This is a genomic window from Vibrio rotiferianus, assembly GCF_002214395.1.
Lineage (GTDB): Bacteria > Pseudomonadota > Gammaproteobacteria > Enterobacterales > Vibrionaceae > Vibrio > Vibrio rotiferianus.
In genome coordinates, this window is record NZ_CP018312.1 from 2,785,477 (window position 1) to 2,804,443 (window position 18,967).

18 protein-coding genes are annotated in these 18,967 nt (G+C 45.4%); 9 read left to right on the top strand and 9 right to left on the bottom strand.

The window, feature by feature from the left end; translation table 11 throughout:
• The first annotated feature begins 82 nt into the window (after positions 1-82).
• Entirely contained in the window at positions 83-616 is a 534-nt protein-coding gene (ppa, locus tag BSZ04_RS21980) for an inorganic diphosphatase (RefSeq protein WP_088881375.1), read from the top strand.
• A 75-nt stretch (positions 617-691) separates the two neighbouring features.
• Here the strand turns inward: ppa and BSZ04_RS21985 are convergent, their stop codons facing one another.
• The 4 genes from BSZ04_RS21985 to tamA all read right to left on the bottom strand — a co-directional run bounded on the left by BSZ04_RS21985 (position 692) and on the right by tamA (position 7,037).
• The gene (locus tag BSZ04_RS21985; protein WP_010445425.1) at positions 692-1,030 is read right to left on the bottom strand and encodes a DUF2799 domain-containing protein; all 339 of its coding nucleotides are present in this window, start codon (positions 1,028-1,030) and stop codon (positions 692-694) included.
• Between the two features lie 64 nt (positions 1,031-1,094).
• The gene (locus tag BSZ04_RS21990; RefSeq protein WP_010445423.1) at positions 1,095-1,442 is read right to left on the bottom strand and encodes a gamma-glutamylcyclotransferase family protein; all 348 of its coding nucleotides are present in this window, start codon (positions 1,440-1,442) and stop codon (positions 1,095-1,097) included.
• Positions 1,443-1,467: 25 nt separating this feature from the next.
• The gene (gene tamB / locus BSZ04_RS21995; RefSeq protein WP_088881376.1) at positions 1,468-5,328 is read right to left on the bottom strand and encodes an autotransporter assembly complex protein TamB; all 3,861 of its coding nucleotides are present in this window, start codon (positions 5,326-5,328) and stop codon (positions 1,468-1,470) included.
• Positions 5,325-7,037 (bottom strand): autotransporter assembly complex protein TamA, encoded by a 1,713-nt coding sequence (gene tamA / locus BSZ04_RS22000; protein WP_088881377.1) that lies wholly within the window; start codon positions 7,035-7,037, stop codon positions 5,325-5,327. Before tamA ends, tamB begins: the two co-directional genes overlap by 4 nt.
• Before the next feature lie 166 nt (positions 7,038-7,203).
• On the opposite strand from tamA, the gene msrA reads away from it, so the two are divergent.
• Entirely contained in the window at positions 7,204-7,842 is a 639-nt protein-coding gene (gene msrA, locus BSZ04_RS22005; RefSeq protein ID WP_088881378.1) for a peptide-methionine (S)-S-oxide reductase MsrA, read from the top strand.
• Positions 7,843-7,890: 48 nt separating this feature from the next.
• On the opposite strand, the gene BSZ04_RS22010 is transcribed toward msrA, so the two are convergent.
• A complete protein-coding gene (locus BSZ04_RS22010; RefSeq protein WP_010445417.1) occupies positions 7,891-8,091 on the bottom strand; it encodes a DUF1107 domain-containing protein in 201 nt (66 codons plus the stop codon).
• A gap of 214 nt (positions 8,092-8,305) precedes the next feature.
• Between BSZ04_RS22010 and BSZ04_RS22015 the strand changes: the two genes are divergently transcribed.
• The 7 genes from BSZ04_RS22015 (at position 8,306) to BSZ04_RS22045 (ending at position 13,894) form a co-directional block, all read left to right on the top strand.
• Entirely contained in the window at positions 8,306-8,857 is a 552-nt protein-coding gene (locus tag BSZ04_RS22015) for a YtfJ family protein (protein WP_088881379.1), read from the top strand.
• A gap of 162 nt (positions 8,858-9,019) precedes the next feature.
• The gene (locus BSZ04_RS22020) at positions 9,020-9,319 is read left to right on the top strand and encodes a DUF2607 family protein (protein WP_038885351.1); all 300 of its coding nucleotides are present in this window, start codon (positions 9,020-9,022) and stop codon (positions 9,317-9,319) included.
• Positions 9,320-9,414: 95 nt separating this feature from the next.
• Positions 9,415-10,125: a zinc uptake protein ZrgA gene (gene zrgA, locus BSZ04_RS22025; RefSeq protein ID WP_045386405.1), complete on the top strand. Its 711-nt coding sequence runs from the start codon at positions 9,415-9,417 to the stop codon at positions 10,123-10,125.
• A 52-nt stretch (positions 10,126-10,177) separates the two neighbouring features.
• Positions 10,178-10,906: an ABC transporter ATP-binding protein gene (locus tag BSZ04_RS22030; RefSeq protein ID WP_010445409.1), complete on the top strand. Its 729-nt coding sequence runs from the start codon at positions 10,178-10,180 to the stop codon at positions 10,904-10,906.
• A complete protein-coding gene (locus tag BSZ04_RS22035) occupies positions 10,903-12,162 on the top strand; it encodes an ABC transporter permease (RefSeq protein WP_010445407.1) in 1,260 nt (419 codons plus the stop codon). Before BSZ04_RS22030 ends, BSZ04_RS22035 begins: the two co-directional genes overlap by 4 nt.
• Positions 12,163-12,167: 5 nt before the next feature.
• Positions 12,168-12,662 carry a DUF3299 domain-containing protein gene (locus tag BSZ04_RS22040; RefSeq protein WP_010445406.1) on the top strand — a complete coding sequence of 165 codons (495 nt, stop codon included), beginning with the start codon at positions 12,168-12,170 and terminating at the stop codon, positions 12,660-12,662.
• Positions 12,663-12,988: 326 nt separating this feature from the next.
• Positions 12,989-13,894: a TIGR03899 family protein gene (locus BSZ04_RS22045; protein WP_088881380.1), complete on the top strand. Its 906-nt coding sequence runs from the start codon at positions 12,989-12,991 to the stop codon at positions 13,892-13,894.
• A gap of 90 nt (positions 13,895-13,984) precedes the next feature.
• Here the strand turns inward: BSZ04_RS22045 and cysC are convergent, their stop codons facing one another.
• The 4 genes from cysC to cysD form a co-directional block, all read right to left on the bottom strand.
• Positions 13,985-14,602 carry an adenylyl-sulfate kinase gene (gene cysC / locus BSZ04_RS22050; RefSeq protein WP_038885354.1) on the bottom strand — a complete coding sequence of 206 codons (618 nt, stop codon included), beginning with the start codon at positions 14,600-14,602 and terminating at the stop codon, positions 13,985-13,987.
• 24 nt (positions 14,603-14,626) lie between these two features.
• Positions 14,627-16,351: an SLC13 family permease gene (locus tag BSZ04_RS22055; RefSeq protein WP_010445401.1), complete on the bottom strand. Its 1,725-nt coding sequence runs from the start codon at positions 16,349-16,351 to the stop codon at positions 14,627-14,629.
• Between the two features lie 208 nt (positions 16,352-16,559).
• A complete protein-coding gene (gene cysN / locus BSZ04_RS22060; protein WP_088881381.1) occupies positions 16,560-17,990 on the bottom strand; it encodes a sulfate adenylyltransferase subunit CysN in 1,431 nt (476 codons plus the stop codon).
• Between the two features lie 18 nt (positions 17,991-18,008).
• Positions 18,009-18,917 (bottom strand): sulfate adenylyltransferase subunit CysD, encoded by a 909-nt coding sequence (gene cysD / locus BSZ04_RS22065; RefSeq protein ID WP_005450539.1) that lies wholly within the window; start codon positions 18,915-18,917, stop codon positions 18,009-18,011.
• Positions 18,918-18,967 lie beyond the last annotated feature (50 nt).

An 18,967-nucleotide genomic window follows, 5' to 3' on the forward strand; every position in this document is an offset into this window, starting at 1 on the left:
TTTTGTCGTTAAAGTGAACTGCGTAAATGTTAGCCAGATTAAGCCTCTAAACGCTTAATCCTCAATGAAAAGGAATATTCAAATGAGCTTAAACAACGTACCAGCAGGTAAATCACTGCCTGACGATATCTATGTCGTTATCGAAATCCCTGCTAACGCGGATCCAATCAAATACGAAGTAGATAAAGACACTGGTGCTGTATTTGTCGACCGTTTCATGTCTGCGCCAATGTTCTACCCATGTAACTATGGCTACGTGAACGATACTCTTTCTCTAGATGGCGACCCAGTGGACGTACTGGTTCCGACCCCTTACCCATTAATGCCAGGTTCTGTGATTCGCTGCCGTCCAGTCGGTGTACTGAAAATGACAGATGAATCGGGTGAAGATGCGAAAGTCTTCGCTGTCCCGCACTCTAAAATCTCAAAAGAGTACGAAGGCATTCAAGATGTTGACGATATTCCAGAGCTACTCAAAGCCCAAATCACGCAGTTCTTTGAACGCTACAAAGAGCTTGAAGCGGGCAAGTGGGTGAAAGTCGACGGTTGGGCTGATGTAGAAGCTGCGAAAGCTGAGATTTTAGAATCTTATGAACGCGCTCAAGGCCAAAAATAGCCTCTAATAAAGAGACAAAGAGCCGCGCTTATTAACTGCGGCTCTTTGTTCTAAGCTGTACTAGGGGCGATTAAATCAGTAACGTTTACTACCCTTGAGGGTTCTGCCCAACTCATATTCTCGACGAAACCTATCGTCAATCTCATCGCAAATACCTCGGTAATAACGCCTGCTTTCACCTAATGAGAAAGCGTCTTGAGCACAATAGTTAGCACGACCTGTTTCATAGCCGTTGCTATACGCCATGTAAAGCTCATCATCTTTGTTAAGCTCTTGCATAGACAGCTTAGTATCACCCGCTTCCGCGCGCTGCATACCGTATTGATTCCATTGCATGCTGTCAGTACCGCTTGGCGGTGTGCTATTAGAACAACCAACAAGCAGCAGTAGTATGATTGGAGATAGATATTTCATCGCAGACCTCCCAAGTCTTTGTTGTATATATCGTCAATGCATACGTTGCTGGTTCAAGTATAGTTCACACTCGCTGGCACCAATCTCCTGAAGCAATCTCTTCGGAAAGTTGTTCTGTATCTTGATAAAGATAGATCCAAGCTTGGCCAAACGGTGTTGCAATGCTCTCTCGTCGGTACTCCACTGGCACATCTTCAAGCAGGTCTAAAGCTTCTAACGTTTGTTCATCAATAAGGTAGACCTCTCCAAACACCCTCTTTTCACCGCGAGACAATGCCGGATAAGGCCCTAGATCGAACAGCGCAAACTGGGCATCAGTCTCATGATGCCCCAAAAACTGTGCTGACTTCAGGTAGTGATGGTTTGACTCTCCTTGACGAAGAGTGCCATAGACAAATACGAGATGCTGCATAACTGCTCCTTGTTATCGAATGCACCTAATCAAACTCGAATTGGTAAAGAATATCGACAGCACTATCTAATCCAGACACCGCCTCGATGTACAAATCCTTCATTAAACGGTAGCGAACGGTGAATTCACCTAACGAATTGAAAATACCAACGCCATATTTCACTTGAAGGCCTGGTAAAATATAGCCACTGACCGTTACTTGAGAGTCATCACCTGAACCTGCCGTGTCCAACTGCAAGTCTTGCACACCGAATGCTTCGCCAATCTCACCAACAACTTTGCCGCTTTTTGCTAAGCTTAGACCGATTAACGTAGTAGTCATCGCATTACCGCCAGATTCCGCATCAATATCTTGACCACGTAATAAGTAAGATAATGCATTTGCTTGTGGCATCGCAGGATCAGAGAAGATTTCTACCGAAGGATCACTCGCGGGTCCCGTCACTCGAACACCTGCAGTGACATCATCTTGAGTATTATCTGGGTTACGAATTGCCTTAATAGAAACATAAGGCTGATCTGCAGGACCATTCATCATGATCTTGCCTTCTTCAATCACCAAATCTTGGCCGAATGAACGGTAAGAACCATCAATGATGTTTACTTCACCGACAATAAACGGACCTTTATCTTTTTGCGTCACGTTCAAGTTACCTTGCAGCTCACCTTTTAGACCAAAGGCTGACAGCTGAAACTCGTCACCAATTTTAATATTAATATCAGTTTCAACATTAAATGGTAATGCAGGGGTTTCATCAACTGGCTGCATTTCTTTGTTCAAGATAACCGTGTCGCTCGACACACTGACCGCACTTGGTGGCAGCTCATCAATCAAAATACGCCCCCAAGGTAAGTTAACATTCCCCTCTACTTTGGCTAAAGTTGGCGTGACATCAATGGTCATATCTGGCTCAACTTTAATTCGCACCATAGGTGGCATATCAACTTTCAACTCTTTGGCAAATACTCGGGCTTTGGTGTGCCAGTTTTCTAAGTCGCTCCAATCTGCATCACCATTAATTTCAAGCTTGCCATCAGGTGTAATAATACCCGCATCTAAATCCGCTTGATGACCTTTGAAATTAATCGCAACTTGCCCAGAGTTAATATCGATTGGCGTGACTTCACCTTGCAGCTTCATTTGGTCAATCAGGAACTTACCATCCACTTTCGGATGCATCACATCACCAGACAGAGCCAGGTCGGTGTTCATGTTCGCTTTAAATAGGCTGTACTCACCGATCAGTGGTGCCAAGAAGTCTAAATGGAACGTTGATAGTGATACCTTACCATCGATAGTTGGCCGCTCTGACGAGACATCATTTAACGACACCTTCCCAGATAAATCGCCGTTATCTGTAACGTCAAATAACCACTCGGCATCCAGTTTGTCTTGGGCTAACTTAGCTTTAAGGCTGACACTGTCCCAACCAACCTTAATTGGCTGTTCTAGTGTTTGTTCTACCTGACCTTGCGGCATATCCACATTCACCGTGACTTCCGGTTTCATGTCTGGAGACCATTTTGCAAAAGCGTTGGCGTTCACTGAACCTTGCAGTTTGGTTTCGGCTGGTAAGAACTGTTTGATTTGGTCGAAATCAAAGTTAGTGATGGCTAACTTCGCTTCGCCGCTCTTACCGACACTGATATCTTCACTCAAACACACACTTGATTTTGACTGTAGCCAACAGTGTGCTTGTACATCCGCAATCTGCTTATCAATATTGACTTTAACGGCCGTCGATTTCTGTAGTGCCCAAGGGCCTTGTGGCGTACTTAGCGTGAGTCGGCGTAATGCACCATCCCAGATCATTTCTGGTTTCTGCTTGAAGGTGCCTTCGATTTCTAAACTACTTGAAACGATGTCTGAAACCACGTCTAGAGTCAGTTGGTGCAATTTCTCATCACCACTTAACTCCAAATCAGCACTATCGATGTTAATGTCATCGTAGGTAATGCTCTTCGCAACCAGACTAACATCGGCTTTTGGTGCAGGCAGAGGCGTCACATCCCCTTTTAGAGTGATGGTTTCTACCTTTGCCTGCTGTTGCCAATTCACTTGGTTAAGCGCGAGATCTAAGCTAATGTCTGGCTGCTTTAAACTGCCACGCAGTGCAACTGTACCATTCATCTTACCACCAAGATCAGGAACACTTTTTGCGAAATCGGGGAAGTTAACCTCAACATCCATCAAGATCTGTTTGTCGATCTTACCTTTTGCGCGCAAAGAGTTTGGACCATGAGATAAAGCCAAGCCTTGCGTATTAAGCCGAATGTCTTCGCCCTTTCCTGTCTTATCTGATGCCTCTAGTTGGCCTTCAATATTCAGTGGGTAGCCACGCAAAATACCGTCGATGTCTAGCTTAGGTAGGCTGACTTGCCAGCCACCTTGCTCAGTTAGAGAGCCAGAAGTTGATAGGCTACCACTGATGTCACCTTCCGCTTCTTTCCATTGCAAACCAGGCTGAATGTTCTTCAAATTCAGATCTGCTTGCCAGTTAATTGGTGCTGACCAGTTAGCCATCACCTTACCAGCTAATTCACCGCCTAACGTTTTGACAACGAGACTGTCCAAATCGATCTGTTCCAGGGTGCCTTTACCGTCTAACACCACGTCCACAGCAGGAATATCTTTACCCGAAGCCTTAGTTTCTAGCGCAACGGTATAGCCCTTTAGTGAGCCTTTGGCTGCGAGGCTAGGAACAGAAACTTGGTAATCACTCTTACCACTTAATGGCCATTGCGCGGCAACATCTTTCAGCTTGATATCAAATGGCAACTCAGGTTTGAGCGGTTGAACTTGGCCTTCAATCTTGGCTTTCACCAAGTCAGATAACGTCGCCTGCAATGATAAATCGCCAACCGAACCAGATGCAGACAGCGATAGTTTCTGACCTTTTACATCCGCTTGTTTAACCAGAGCGTCAATCTGCGCTTGAATTGGATAATCGGCTGATAATGTTACTTGAGTACTTAATTGGCCTTCCACTTCTGGCATATCAAGTTCTAGCGTTTTGACATCGACTTTGTCACCACCTGCTGTTGCTTCTAGCCCTAGATGGTGAACGACAACTGGAGTGTCGCCAGCTAATTTAAAATCATGAATATCCAGACGCTTTGCTTCAATGGTAAGCGGAATCCATACCTCAGGCAGTACAATCCCTTCAGGTTTAGCTTCTGCTGTAACTTGGGTTTTCGCGTCTTTTTGTTGATCTTCCGTAGAGTCTGGGGTCGCTTTAGCTTGCTTCTCTGCTTGCTTAGTCTTTGGCTCCGTATCTTTTGGTTGCGCTGGTTTCTCTTCTGTCGCACCTTCACTTGGTGCAAGTGCCACATTGATAGCTTTCAATGCAGTTGGAGCAATGACCAATCGGTCACCTTGCATCGACAATGCAGTCGAGAAATCTTGCCAATCAATCTTGTTACCCAAGATGTTCAGGTTGATGTCGTTAAAGCTAACGTTGTTAACAAAAATAGGAACGGGAGTACTGATTGAACGAAGCGGTGGTGTTTCTTCTTCTTGCTCTTCGTTTGAAGGCGGCAGCTCTGGCATCTGGAAGTTTACACCTTGCAGTGACAACTCATCCACACACACTTTAGGATCGAAGAAGCAACGGAAATTAATCGCTAGCGTTAAGCTATCCACCTTGGCATCAACATGAAGAGACTCATCAACAAAACTGACATTATGCAAAGCAAAACGTGGAAACAGCGAACCTTGTACCTCTTCCACTTTAAGTTGAGGCAAAGCCTTTTCTGCTCCCCAAAGTGCTAACTTCAAACCTGGGTGAGTAAATAATACTGTCGCTATCAAGAGCGAAATCAGCAACACAAAACCAAGCAGACCAAGCGAAAACCATTTCGTCCACTTAAGGGTTGTTTTCATCATAATTCAGGCCCTAAAGAGAAGTGGATGCGGAAATCATTCTTAGGCACGGCATCTAGGCCCCATGCGAAGTCAAAACTCACAGGACCAACAGGAGAAGCCCAACGGATACCAACACCGGCACCTGCTTTCCAATCAGGGGTTTTATTGAATGCATCACCGTAATCGTAAAACGCAGCTAGCCACCAATTGCCATAGACACGATATTGATATTCCAACGTGCTGGTCGCAATGTACTTAGCACCCGTCAAAGCGCCACTCTCATCAACTGGTGAAATCGACTCATAGCCATAACCACGAATATTGTTATCACCACCAGCGAAGAAACGCAGCGATGGCGACAGTTTTTCAAGTTCATCGGTAATATTTGCCCCGCCCTCTAGGCGTAACAAACCACGATGATTTTCTCCAATACCGCGAATCCACGATGTACGCCCTAGTAGTCGCAACACTCGAGTGTTGGACAACACCGCGGGATCACCGTACTCGATAGTCACGCTTTGTTTATCTCCCCACATTGGCATATTTCCGCCACGAGTTCGGGTTCTTGAAAAAGACGCACCAGGAAGGACAAACTGTACACCGTCTTCTTGCAAGCCTTGAGAATAGTTTTCATACAGGTGACGTACGTACAGAGTCTTATGCCAACCACCATCGGTAATCCAATGGCGCTCGACTGCCAGGTTTGATTCCAAACTCTCCGTATCACGGTTATCAAGACGCTTTAAACCGAACTGAAGTTGGTAGTACTCGTGCAATACATCATCAAGTGGGATTTTATAACCTGCGGTGACAGTTTGCTCTGGCTTAGACAGGGAAAGTGCAGTGTCGAAACTATGGCCTCGTGCACTCACCCACGGTTTTTTCCACTTTAATGTCCCGCGGACACCAGTATCGGTTGAATAACCAATACCCGTTTCAATTTGGTTTTTCGCAGCAGGAGCGAGGGACACTTTAATCGGTAAATCTCGTCCATCGTCAAGCTTAGTTAAATCTGGTTCAACAAACACAGATGAGAACCAATCAGTATTGGACAAGTTTTGATTGTATTGACCGACTTCTGAAACTAAATAGGGTTCCCCCTCCTTAAACGGGCGAAGTGACGCCACACGCTCTTCCCAGATTTGGCTACCCGTAATTTCCACTGAACCAAAGTAGTAGCGGATACCACTGTTGTAATGTAAGCGTACATTCGCCTCATTAAGCTCTGGAATGACTTCAAGCTTACTAAGCTCAAAATCACCATTAAAATAACCACGTTGCAGCGCCAAATTACGAATGCTTGATTTCAGAGAATCATACTCTCCATGGTTTAGGATACGGCCCACTTTGAGCGGCGACTTATTGAGCAGCTTAGTAAACTCTTCATCTTGATTCGCTTCACCTGATATCACCACGTCCATGACTTTAATTCTGACAGGTTCACCCGGTTGGACGTTAACGATCAACTCATCATTATCTTTCGTAATAGTGTATGAAATTTTCGCATGATAATAGCCGAGCGCATTGAGTGCTTCGGTGATACTTTGTTCTAATCGCGCCTGAAAACGCAAAGACGTAGAGTAATCATCTTCAGGAATGGAAGACAAATAAGCGTTCACATTATCTTCTAGCGCGCCATCAATCCCCTTTATCGTAAGGGATACATCGGCGTAAGCGCTATGAGAAAAGGCAAGTAGGCTGACAATGATCGGAGTAGCTTTTCTTATCATGCTTTTTAGCTGGACGAGGTTAAATAAACGTAAACAATAATAACGCCAAATAAAGGCTAAGTCTGTAATATTAATAGGTTTAACAAGGTCTATGTCATCACAACATCATATTCAGACTGAATAGAGTTTTTCGCAAAATTAAGACATGTATTAAAGGACAGATACCATGCTCAACAAACAGACAATGATCAGTATAGAAGATGCGCTGCCCGGTAGAGAGGCACCAATGCAGATCGAGGACACGCATTTTGTAAATCAATCGAGCTTAACAGCGCAGCCAAAAGCCAACCAGCAACAGTTATTACTCGGCCTGGGGTGTTTTTGGGGAGCTGAACGTCTTTTTTGGCAACTCGATGGCGTACTCTCAACATCGGTCGGTTACGCTGGCGGTTATACGCCAAACCCAACTTACGAAGAAGTGTGCACCGGCAAAACTGGCCATACCGAAGTAGTACGCGTGGTATTTGATGAACGCGTGATTTCTTTAGAGCAATTGCTGGCGGTATTTTGGGAAAAACACGACCCGACTCAAGGAATGCGCCAGGGTAACGACTTAGGAACTCAGTACCGCTCTGCCATTTATACTTACTCGCAAGAACAACAGAATGCAGCTGAAAAATCAAAAACTCAATATCAACAAGCACTACAAGAAGAGCTGCGCTCGACCATTACGACCGAAATTCAGCCAGCTGGACCATACTACTTTGCAGAAACCTACCACCAGCAATACCTAGCGAAAAACCCAAACGGTTACTGCGGCTTAGGTGGCACAGGAGTCTGTTTCCCACCGAGTCTCGAAGAATAGCGACAACAAAAAAGAGCGACTAAAGTCGCTCTTTTACAATTCTTGATTTTAAATTGGGAGAGAGAGAATCGCTTGGTTTACTTCTCTAAAAATTGAAAGATGTTGCGGATTTTTGACGTCTGGCAGTAACACTTTTCCATTATCAAAACGAAACTCGCCCACACCGACTATTGAGAACTGACCTTTAAACAAAGTCTTAACGAAACGCGCCACCTGACGTGGACGGTACACAGCAAACTCACGTAGCATAACTCACCTCAACATCCTTTTGAGAAAACACCAATTGCTCTTTCCTGGCAATCTTTATGCGCAATTTGCGACTGAGTTCATTCTAACAAAAATCCTCACTATCGCAACTATTTTGCACATCGTACGTTAAATAATTGTTATAAATGGTTCTACATTTTTATTCACTGTAAGTATATACTTGGAAAGTCTCGCAACCCATACGGAACATAACAATATGAAAACTAAGACTCTCCTCCCTATTTTTTTTGCTCTTGCGCCAAGCTTAGCACTTGCTCACAACCTCTCAATGGGGGAAAGCGTCCCTACCGTTAAAGTTGATGCTTACGGAGAGATCGTAATGCAAGGTGAAGGGGTAGCCTACCAACCTTGGGCAACACAACAAATGCTAGGTAAAGTCCATGTCATTCATGCAATCGCAGGCCGCAGCAGTTCAAAAGCAATGAACGCGCCGCTAATGACCGCGCTAACTGAAGCGAAATTCCCAGAAGGTGCTTACCAAACGACAACCATCATCAACCAAGATGATGCGGTTTGGGGTACTGGATCATTTGTAAAATCATCAGCACAAGACAGCAAACAAGAATTCCCTTGGTCATCAATGGTACTTGATGAAAATGGCGTGGTGGCAAACACTTGGGCTTTGCAAGAAGAGAGTTCTGCAATCGTAGTGCAAGACAAGCAAGGTAAGATCTTGTTCGTCAAAGAAGGCGCTCTAACCTCTGATGAAATCAACCAAGTACTTGGCTTGATCCAAGAAAACATCTAATGCACCTCAGCTCCTTGCAGACAATAAGCAAGGAGCACCTCCCCTTCATGAACGTAAGCTATTATTTCACATAAGATAATTTCTCTAGTCGCAACAAAAGAGTGAACTTTTCGCGAAAATGGGTGTTATATTATAACACCAGGTATCGTTTCAGGTTTTAAGATGTCCCCTCGCTGGCAAGTAACCACACATCATTGGCGTCGCACTGTTGTATTACTCAGTGTTGCGTTACTGCTTGCATGGAACTTTGCCACCATCGCACATCAACTTGATCTCATTCCAGAGCACCATAGCCATCATCATTGCCAGATGTTTGCTGGCTCACATCATGGCTTAGCTAAGGCTCAACCAGAACTTCTCCCCCCAACTTACCAGCGTTCGACGTATTCTGACTGTATCGAAACACAGTTTCACGTCAGTGATGTACGCTACACTGCACGCGCACCGCCTATATTTGCCTAAACTTAAGAAGCCCCCATACTAGAAATTAAACGGGTTGCTAACCCTATGATTTAAAAAGCAACCAAATAAAAAATTAAGCAAATTAGGAAAAGATAATGCCTTCTAAACACGCTCTAGCTCTTGTTATCGGACTATCACTAACAGCAACTGCAAACGCAGAGGAATACCGTCAACACGAAGCGCATGTGCACGGTCACGTAGAATTCAATATTGCTCAAGATGGTAAAGACCTGCTGATTGAAATCACTTCTCCAGGTGCAGACGTTGTTGGCTTTGAGCACGCACCAGAAAATGCAGAGCAAGAGCAAGCACTTAAACAAGCGATTGCTGCGCTAAAAGATACAGGCAAGCTATTTGCTATCAACAAACAAGCGAAATGTGTGATTGAAGATGTTCACGTATCTCACACACTTAGCCAAGACTCTCATGAAGGTCATGATCACCACGACCATGAAGGCCACGATCATGATAAACATGACCACGATGGGCATGAACACGACAAACATGATCATGAAAAGCATAGCGAGCATGAGCATGATGAACACGCACATGATGACCATCACGATCATGAAGGCCATGAGCATCACGACGAGCACGAGGGTCACGATCATGAACACGGCGGCCACGGCGAGTTTACGGCTGAATATCGCTACCACTGTGATTCAGTTGCTGACCTAAACAGCATTGATACCACTTGGTTCAAACTGTTCCCGGCAACAGAATCAATCAGCGTTAACTTGTTCACTGACACAACTCAGTCTGCGACCAACCTAAGCAAAGACAACACTAAGATCGCAATTAAATAACTTATATGGCGTGTAAGTAATCACTTACACGCCATTGCTTTGGTGATTTATTATGACTGAAACCACGTCAAACGTTGTTGAGCTGCATAATGCCCAGTTTGTCTGGCCCGGCTCAGAAAACGCAACCATCCATATCCCACAGTTACACATTGCTCAAGGCGAGCATGTATTTATCAAAGGCCCGAGCGGCTGTGGTAAATCAACTCTGCTTGCTCTGTTAACAGGCATCAATACACTCACATCCGGTTCACTGTCGGTATTAAATACTGATATTGCTAGCCTAAGGGCAAGTCAAAGAGACAAATTTCGTGCCGATCACATTGGCTATATCTTCCAACAATTCAATTTGTTGCCTTATCTAAATGTGATAGAGAACGTCCTAATTCCATGTCAGTTCAGTAAAGTTCGCCGCGACCGTGTTGCTCTCAATGCTTCAATAGCATCACTGGAAGAACAAGCAACAACACTACTAGAGCGTTTACGTTTACCAAAAGAACTGCATGACAAACCCGTTTCGGAGCTGAGTATTGGCCAACAGCAACGTGTCGCTGCAGCGCGTGCTTTGATCGGTCAACCTGAACTGGTGATTGCCGATGAGCCAACATCCGCACTGGACCATGACAACCGCAAAGCATTTATTGAACTACTAATGGAGCAAGCCAACCTTGCCAATGCCACGCTGGTTTTTGTCAGCCATGACCCAACTCTAGAATCTTTGTTCGACAGAACACTTAATCTGCCTGACATCAATCAAGCGAAGACCCTAGGAGGCGAATCATGAGTGCCGTTGTAAAGCTCGCTTGGAAAAGCCTGATGAACCGCAAAGCGACGGCCATTCTCACCATCATGACCGTCGCAATTTCGGTTGTCCTTTTATTGGGAGTTGAACGTATTCGAACCCAAGCAAAAGACAGCTTCGCTAACACCATTTCTGGCACAGACTTAATTGTCGGAGGCCGCTCGGGGCAAGTGAATTTGCTGCTGTACTCAGTATTCAGAATCGGCAATGCCACCAACAATATTGACTGGAAGAGTTACCAAGAGTTTGCTCACCACCGCGCTGTAGACTGGGCAATTCCAATCTCGTTGGGTGATTCGCACAAAGGCTTCCGAGTCATGGGGACCAACCACAGTTATTTCGAGCATTACAAGTACGGAAGTAAGCAACCACTAACCTTCTCTGAAGGCAAAGAATTCAATGGCTTATTTGAAACAGTTCTCGGTTCTGACGTTGCGAAGCAGCTCGGCTATAACATCGGCAGCGAAATCATCATTGCCCATGGCATCAGTGATGTTGGTTTTAGTCGTCACGATAATTTGCCATTTAAAGTCGTCGGTATTCTGGAGCCTACAGGTACGCCCGTTGATAAAACCGTACATGTATCGCTCGAAGCGATTGAAGCAATTCACGTTGGTTGGGAAAGTGGAGCACGCTTAGGACCAACACCAAAAGCAGAAGACCTCAAAAGCAGAGACTTCCAACCTAAGCAGATCACTGCCATGTTGGTCGGCTTGAAGTCACGCATTCAAACTTTTGCTCTACAAAGACAAATCAATACTTATCCAAAAGAGCCACTTAGCGCCATCATGCCAGGTGTCGCTTTGCATGAATTATGGGGCATGATGTCGGTTGCAGAGCAAGCGCTGATGGCGGTCTCTGGCTTTGTGGTCGTCGCGGGCTTGCTTGGGATGCTGAGTAGCCTACTGACAAGCTTACAAGAGCGCCGCCGTGAAATGGCAATACTACGTGCTATGGGCGCAAGGCCAAGACATGTCTTTTCACTACTGATCAGTGAAGCAAGTTTGCTGACTTTTGCAGGCATCATTACTGGTGTAGCTGGTTTGTATTCCATACTTGCCCTATTGCAACCGATAATCCAACAAAGCTATGGTATACATCTTACATTAACGGCGCTCTCTCCTTATGAGTGGATGCTACTTGGCTTGGTACAATGTGCCGGTATTGTGATTGGCTTCATCCCTGCATTCCGCGCTTACCGACAATCGCTCAGTGATGGGATGACAATAAGGATCTAGTAAAAATGTGGAAAAAAATACTCGCGAGCTGCTTGCTAGTGATTTCGTTTACTGCGCCAGTCATGGCCAGTGATGAAGCTCTGACACTTGATTGGATAGATCTTGTACCAGAAGCTGAACGGAAAATGTTTGATAGTGTGGGTATGCCAGCCTCCGATCACAGTGGTGGTGCGGCTCAACAGTCAAAGATTGGCAATGTTCGTTCGGAACTGAACGGTAGTGAGGTGAAGATTCCTGGCTTCGTGATCCCTTTAGAAGGCGATGCGAATACAGTGACAGAATTCCTACTGGTACCGTACTTTGGCGCTTGTATCCACGTTCCGCCGCCACCGCCAAACCAAATCATTTATGTAAAATTCCCGAAAGGCGCCCCAGTACAGGAGCTATGGGATGTCATTTATGTGGTGGGGACCTTAAAAACCGAGACCATCAGCCACGAATTGGCAGAAACCGGTTATGTCATTGAAGGCACAGCGATCGAAGCCTACGATGACATGTAGCTTGTTTACTTAATTGAATAGATACACCAAGGCGTCGATTCGGCGCCTTTTTTATGTCTGCAAGTTACACTATGTAGCGAGATAAATACGCTAAAACGCCAACATACAAAACCAAAAGTAGCACTATCGACAGGTGTTTTTTCAGTTTACTTGCATCTGAATATTTCATCACCCCTCCAAAATAACGATAACAATTTTAACAAGTCATTATCATTTTGAATAGCCTTTATTCTGTAAATACCGGACATGCCTCTCTGGTCGCACAACATTTATCGGTGTAAATTGACAAAGGCATAAAACGCAAGTTCTTGGTAGGGCATCAGCATATGGCAGAATCCATCAAACAACCCGTCGTCATCGAGCACGATGCGAGTTCCTCAACTCATCAAGCACACGATAAAAAATCAAGCTACATCAAAGACAGTGCAAGTCGAGTTCAAACAATTGCACAGACTTATGGCTTAGATGCGTTATTACAAAGCGATCCACCAGCCAAGTCTGCAATAGAACGAGCCCAACTACGAGAACAAAGACGACAAGAGCAAAGACAAAAGAATCTAGAACAGATATTAAAGCTTGCTCATACATCGTGTCGGGATGAGACCGCTGGGGATCCAGACCAAGATTGGTTATATCGCTTCTTTGATATGGCACAAGATATACACAACAGCTCAATGCAAAAACTCTGGGCTCAAGTATTAAAACGTGAGGTAACCAACCCAGGCTCAACATCAATGAAAGCGCTCAAAGTGCTGAAGGACATGACTCCTAAAGAAGCACAAATTCTCCAACGAGCATCTTCATTAGCCTGTAGCTTTGGGGGAGATAACAGTCGTAAACTTCTTATTGGATATAAAGCGCATGGTGGCATATTCAGTTTTGGTAAACGAGATACAACCAACAGTCTGAATATGGGGAGCTTCCAGCTTCCTTATTCGAGTTTACTAGTGTTGATTGAATTGGGGCTACTACACAGCACCGAATTAGAGTCTGGAGAGATTGGCATTGAAACGCCGTTAATGCTCACGTATCAAGGCAAGAACTTGTCACTACAGGTGAACACAAAAGGTGTGCGCCTGCTGTACTACCGCTTTACTCCAACAGGCAATGAGTTATGTAAGCTACTTGGCAACAAAACTAACAGTCAGTACTACGATCAGATGTTAGCGCTTTTAAATCATAAGTTTAGTGTTCATAGCGAAGCGACACCTACGGTAAATCATACTGTTTAGTACAGCAAAAAGAGCTTTTGGTCACCTATGATCCAAAAGCTCTTTGGACTGCACAACGACTTTTTGGCCACCTATGATCCAAATGCTTTTTTATCGGATCACGCCGCGTTGTTTAAGGTCGATTAAACACAACTCCACCAGCTCTTCGACACTCTTTTCGCCCGCTGGCAAATCAATTTCTGGGTTTGCTGGTGCTTGGTATTCTGAGTCAATACCGGTGAAATTCGGGATTTCACCTGCGCGTGCTTTTTTGTACAAACCTTTCGGATCGCGACCTTCACACACTTCTAAAGAGGCATTGACGAACACTTCAATAAACTCACCTTCAGGCAGCAGATCACGCACCAATTGACGCTCAGCACGATGAGGAGAAATAAACGCCGACAGAACAATCAAACCAGCATCAGCCATCAGTTTCGCCAACTCACCAATACGGCGAATGTTCTCGCGGCGATCTTGCTCAGAAAAACCTAAATCGCTACACAAGCCATGACGAACATTGTCGCCATCAAGCAAATAAGTGTGATAACCCAGTTCGGCTAAGCGATTTTCCAATGCGCCTGCTACTGTTGATTTGCCTGCACCAGATAGCCCAGTAAACCAAAGTACCGCAGGCTTCTGCTTTTTTAATCCAGCACGAAACTGTTTATCAACCGAATGCTGATGCCAAACGATGTTTTCATCTTTTACCGGAGTTTCGGCAGCCATAACGTATCCTTGTAAATTTACAGATTAAAACGGAAAGAAGACCGGAATCAGCGTCAGAACTAACACTGAATACACGATGGAAATCGGCACGCCAATTCGCACATAATCGGTCAATTTGTAATTCCCTACGCTGTACACCAACAGGTTGGTTTGGTATCCGTAAGGAGAAATAAAACTGGCACTGGCGCCAAACAGCACCGCCATTATGAAAGGCATTGGGTCAACGCCATAACCTACCGCCATACTGTAGCCAATAGGGAAAGACAGCGCTGCCGCCGCATTGTTGGTCACCAACTCAGTTAACACCAAAGTCATGATGTAAGTGGCGACTAAAGCGCCAAACACGCCCCAGCCATTAAAGGCTTCGATAAACATATTCCCCATACGCACCGATAAGCCGGATGAAATCATCAATTGCGCAATAGATAACGCTGAACCCACAATCACCACGATATCAATTGGGAAGCGACGACGAAGTTCGGAAAGTTGAATCACGCCAAAGGCAAGTAGCGCAATCAAATACGCCGCCAGACCTTTGATAATAGGTACGAGTTCCAGCAGTGCACAGCCAATCACTGCAGCAAAGCCAAACAACACCAAGGCAGATTTGTTGGCATCCAAGCGTGCACTCGAATCCAGATCGTTCACCAACACAAACTCTTTTCGATGCGCGCGGCGTTCCGTCTCAAAGCGCTTACCGGGAACCAAAACTAACGTATCACCCGCAGCTAAGGTAATGTTGCCTAAGCCACCTTCAAGACGCTCATGGCCACGACGAATTGCTACCACAACGGCATCGAAGCGATCACGGAAGCGACTCTCTTTAAGTGTTTTATGGCAGAAAGTCGCCGATGAACTCACCACCACTTCCATAAAATTCTGACCATTGAGGTGTTGATGGCCAAACAACGTTAAACCAGGGATTTCCTGTAGCGTCGCCACGCTCTCTACATCGCCACAAAACAGCAGTCGGTCTTTGGCATTGAGGACAAAGTCAGGCCCGACAGACGGAACACTGACACCATCGCGTATCACTTCAGCCAAGAATAGTTTTCTCAGTGCGCGTAAGTTGTTTTCCGTGATAGTACGTCCAACCAATGGCGATCCTGGTTCAACTCGAGATTCTAAGAAGTAAGGTAAATCTTCTTGGCTTTGGTCATCATAGTTTGGCAATAAATAACTCAGCGGAATAAGAATAAGTACTCCGCCCACCAGCACCGCCAAACCAATCATAGTCGGAGTAAAGAAATTCAGGCTTGGTAAGCCCGCATCCTCAACAAAGCTGTTGATGATTAAATTGGTCGAGGTACCAATCAGCGTCAGCGTGCCACCAAAAATCGCCGCATAAGAAAGGGGAATTAAAAGCTTAGAAGGCGCGTGCTGTTGATTACGTTTTATGGCACCAATTAATGACACCACCACCGCTGTATTGTTAGTGAAAGAAGAAAGCAAAGCAGTAGAAAAGCCTAATTTGGCAATAACACTACCCAGATTACCTTCAGAAATACTGCGACTGACCCAACTAATTAATAACGTTTTTTCTAATGCGCTTGATGCAAGAATTAATAGCACTAAGGTCAGAAGTGAAGAGTTAGTAAAGTTTGCCGCAATGGTATTGAGCTCTAACATACCAGCCATAAAAGCAATAAAGGCAGCGCCAGCAAAGACATAACTTGGTTTAAGTTTGGTTACGAGTAAACAAGTGATAATGCCAAGCAAAATCGCTAATACAAATCCTTGTTCCCACATAGCCAATCCTTACCAATAAACCCAATACGGGCACAACAACTCGTGCAAACTTAGCTGCACGGAGTGACAAACGAGTAACCAGACAAAAAAGCAAAGCAAGCGAAAAAGAACGCCAGAATGCTCGGTTTCTTGGGCTTCCGGAGCATCCTGGATTCGGGGGAAATCAGCCTGACGGGTTTCGCAACCCCATCAGGCTTGATGAACCAAATTACTTCTTCAGTAACTGGCTTAGATCTTTGGCTTCCCAGTGTGGGAAGTGCTTACGAACGAGAGCATTGAGTTCAAGCTCGAACGCAGAAACATCCGCAAGACCACGCTCAACAGCCGCCAAGCTTTCTTTCACCATGCCCGCCCCAACCGTTACATTGGTTAGACGATCGATGATGATGAAGCCGCCGGTATCGGCACAATCTTGGTAGTTATCCAACGCGACAGATTCGTTCAGCGACCACTCACACAAGCCAATGCCGTTAAGCGGCAACTCCGCTGCGCCGTGAGTCGAAAGGTTGTTGATGTCGTACTGGTGACGAATCGCTTCAACGTGACCCACCGTCTTCTTACCAGCAATCTTAATGTCGTAATCACGACCCGGTTGCAGCGGTTGCTCTGTCATCCACACAACGTCAGCCAACAAGTGGTTGGTTGATTCTACTTGCGCATTTTCTAGTACCAATAAATCACCACGACTGATGTCGATTTCGTCATTTAGAGTCAAGGTCACAGCCAGACCTGCTTGTGCTTCCTGTACATCACCATCAAAGGTCACGATGCGTGCTACGGTTGAGGTTTTACCTGATGGCAGCGCCTTAATCGCATCACCTACTTTCACTGAGCCTGATGAAATCGTGCCCGCAAAACCACGAAAATCGAGGTTAGGACGGTTTACATACTGAACAGGGAAACGGAAGTCGCCTTTGCCTTTCTCGTGGTCAACGTCAACAATCTCAAGTAGCTCAAGCAGAGATGGACCTTCGAACCAGCTTAGGTTCTGTCCTTTCTCTACTACGTTGTCGCCTTCTAGCGCTGACAACGGAATGATCTGGATATCCGTCTCACCCACTAGGTTCTCTGAGAACTGTAAGTATTCATCGCGGATCTCTTCAAAACGTTCTTGTGAATAGTCCACCAAGTCCATTTTGTTGATCGCTACAACGAAATGTTTCAAACCCAGTAGGTTAGAAATGAATGAGTGACGACGCGTTTGGTCCAACACACCTTTGCGTGCATCAACCAGAATCACAGCCAAATCACAGGTCGATGCGCCTGTTGCCATGTTACGCGTGTACTGCTCATGCCCTGGTGTATCAGCAATGATGAACTTACGCTTCTGCGTCGAGAAGTAACGGTAAGCCACATCAATGGTGATGCCCTGCTCGCGCTCTGCTTGTAGACCATCTACCAGCAATGCCAAATCTGGCTTTTCACCCGTGGTGCCTACGCGTTGGCTATCCGAGTGAACTGCCGCTAGCTGATCTTCATAAATTTGTTTTGAGTCGTGGAGTAAGCGACCGATTAGGGTACTTTTACCGTCATCTACCGAGCCACAAGTCAGGAATCTAAGTAACGACTTGTACTGGTGTTGTTTTAAATAGCCTTCAATACCAAGCTCGGCTAATTGAGCTTCAACTGCACTGTTCATTATCTTTCCTTAGATCCTTTAGAAGTAACCTTGACGTTTCTTAAGCTCCATCGATCCTGACTGATCGTGGTCGATCGCACGACCTTGGCGCTCACTTGAGGTTGCCACCAGCATTTCTTCGATGATGCCTGTTAGCGTGTTTGCTTCAGACTCAATCGCGCCAGTCAGCGGGTAACAACCCAAAGTACGGAAACGTACACTCTTCTCTTCAATCACTTCACCTGGTTCTAGCTCCATGCGGTCATCGTCTACCATGATCAGCATGCCATCACGCTCAACAACCGGTCGCTTGTCTGCAAGGTACAGAGGCACGATCTCGATGTTTTCTAGGTAGATGTATTGCCAGATATCCAGCTCAGTCCAGTTTGAAAGTGGGAACACGCGAATGCTCTCCCCCTTGTTTACTTGACCGTTGTATGTTTTCCAAAGCTCCGGACGTTGGTTTTTCGGATCCCAGGTATGGTTCTTATCACGGAATGAGTACACGCGTTCTTTTGCACGAGACTTCTCTTCATCACGACGTGCACCACCGAATGCTGCATCAAAACCGTACTTGTTCAGAGCTTGCTTCAAACCTTGAGTCTTCATGATGTCAGTATGCTTAGAAGAGCCGTGTACAAATGGACTACAGCCCATTGCTAGACCTTCTGGGTTCTTATGAACCAAAAGCTCAAAGCCATACTTCTCAGCGGTACGGTCACGAAACTCGATCATCTCGCGAAATTTCCAATCCGTATCAACGTGCAATAAAGGGAATGGAATTTTGCCCGGATAGAAGGCTTTACGCGCAAGATGCAACATAACTGATGAATCTTTACCAATCGAATACATCATGACTGGGTTATCGAACTCAGCAGCAACTTCACGGATGATATGAATACTCTCCGCTTCGAGCTGTTTAAGGTGAGTTAAACGTTGTTGGTCCATGTTTTGTCTTTCCTTTTTAAGCTTGAAGGCTCATTAGTCCCTAATTTTTT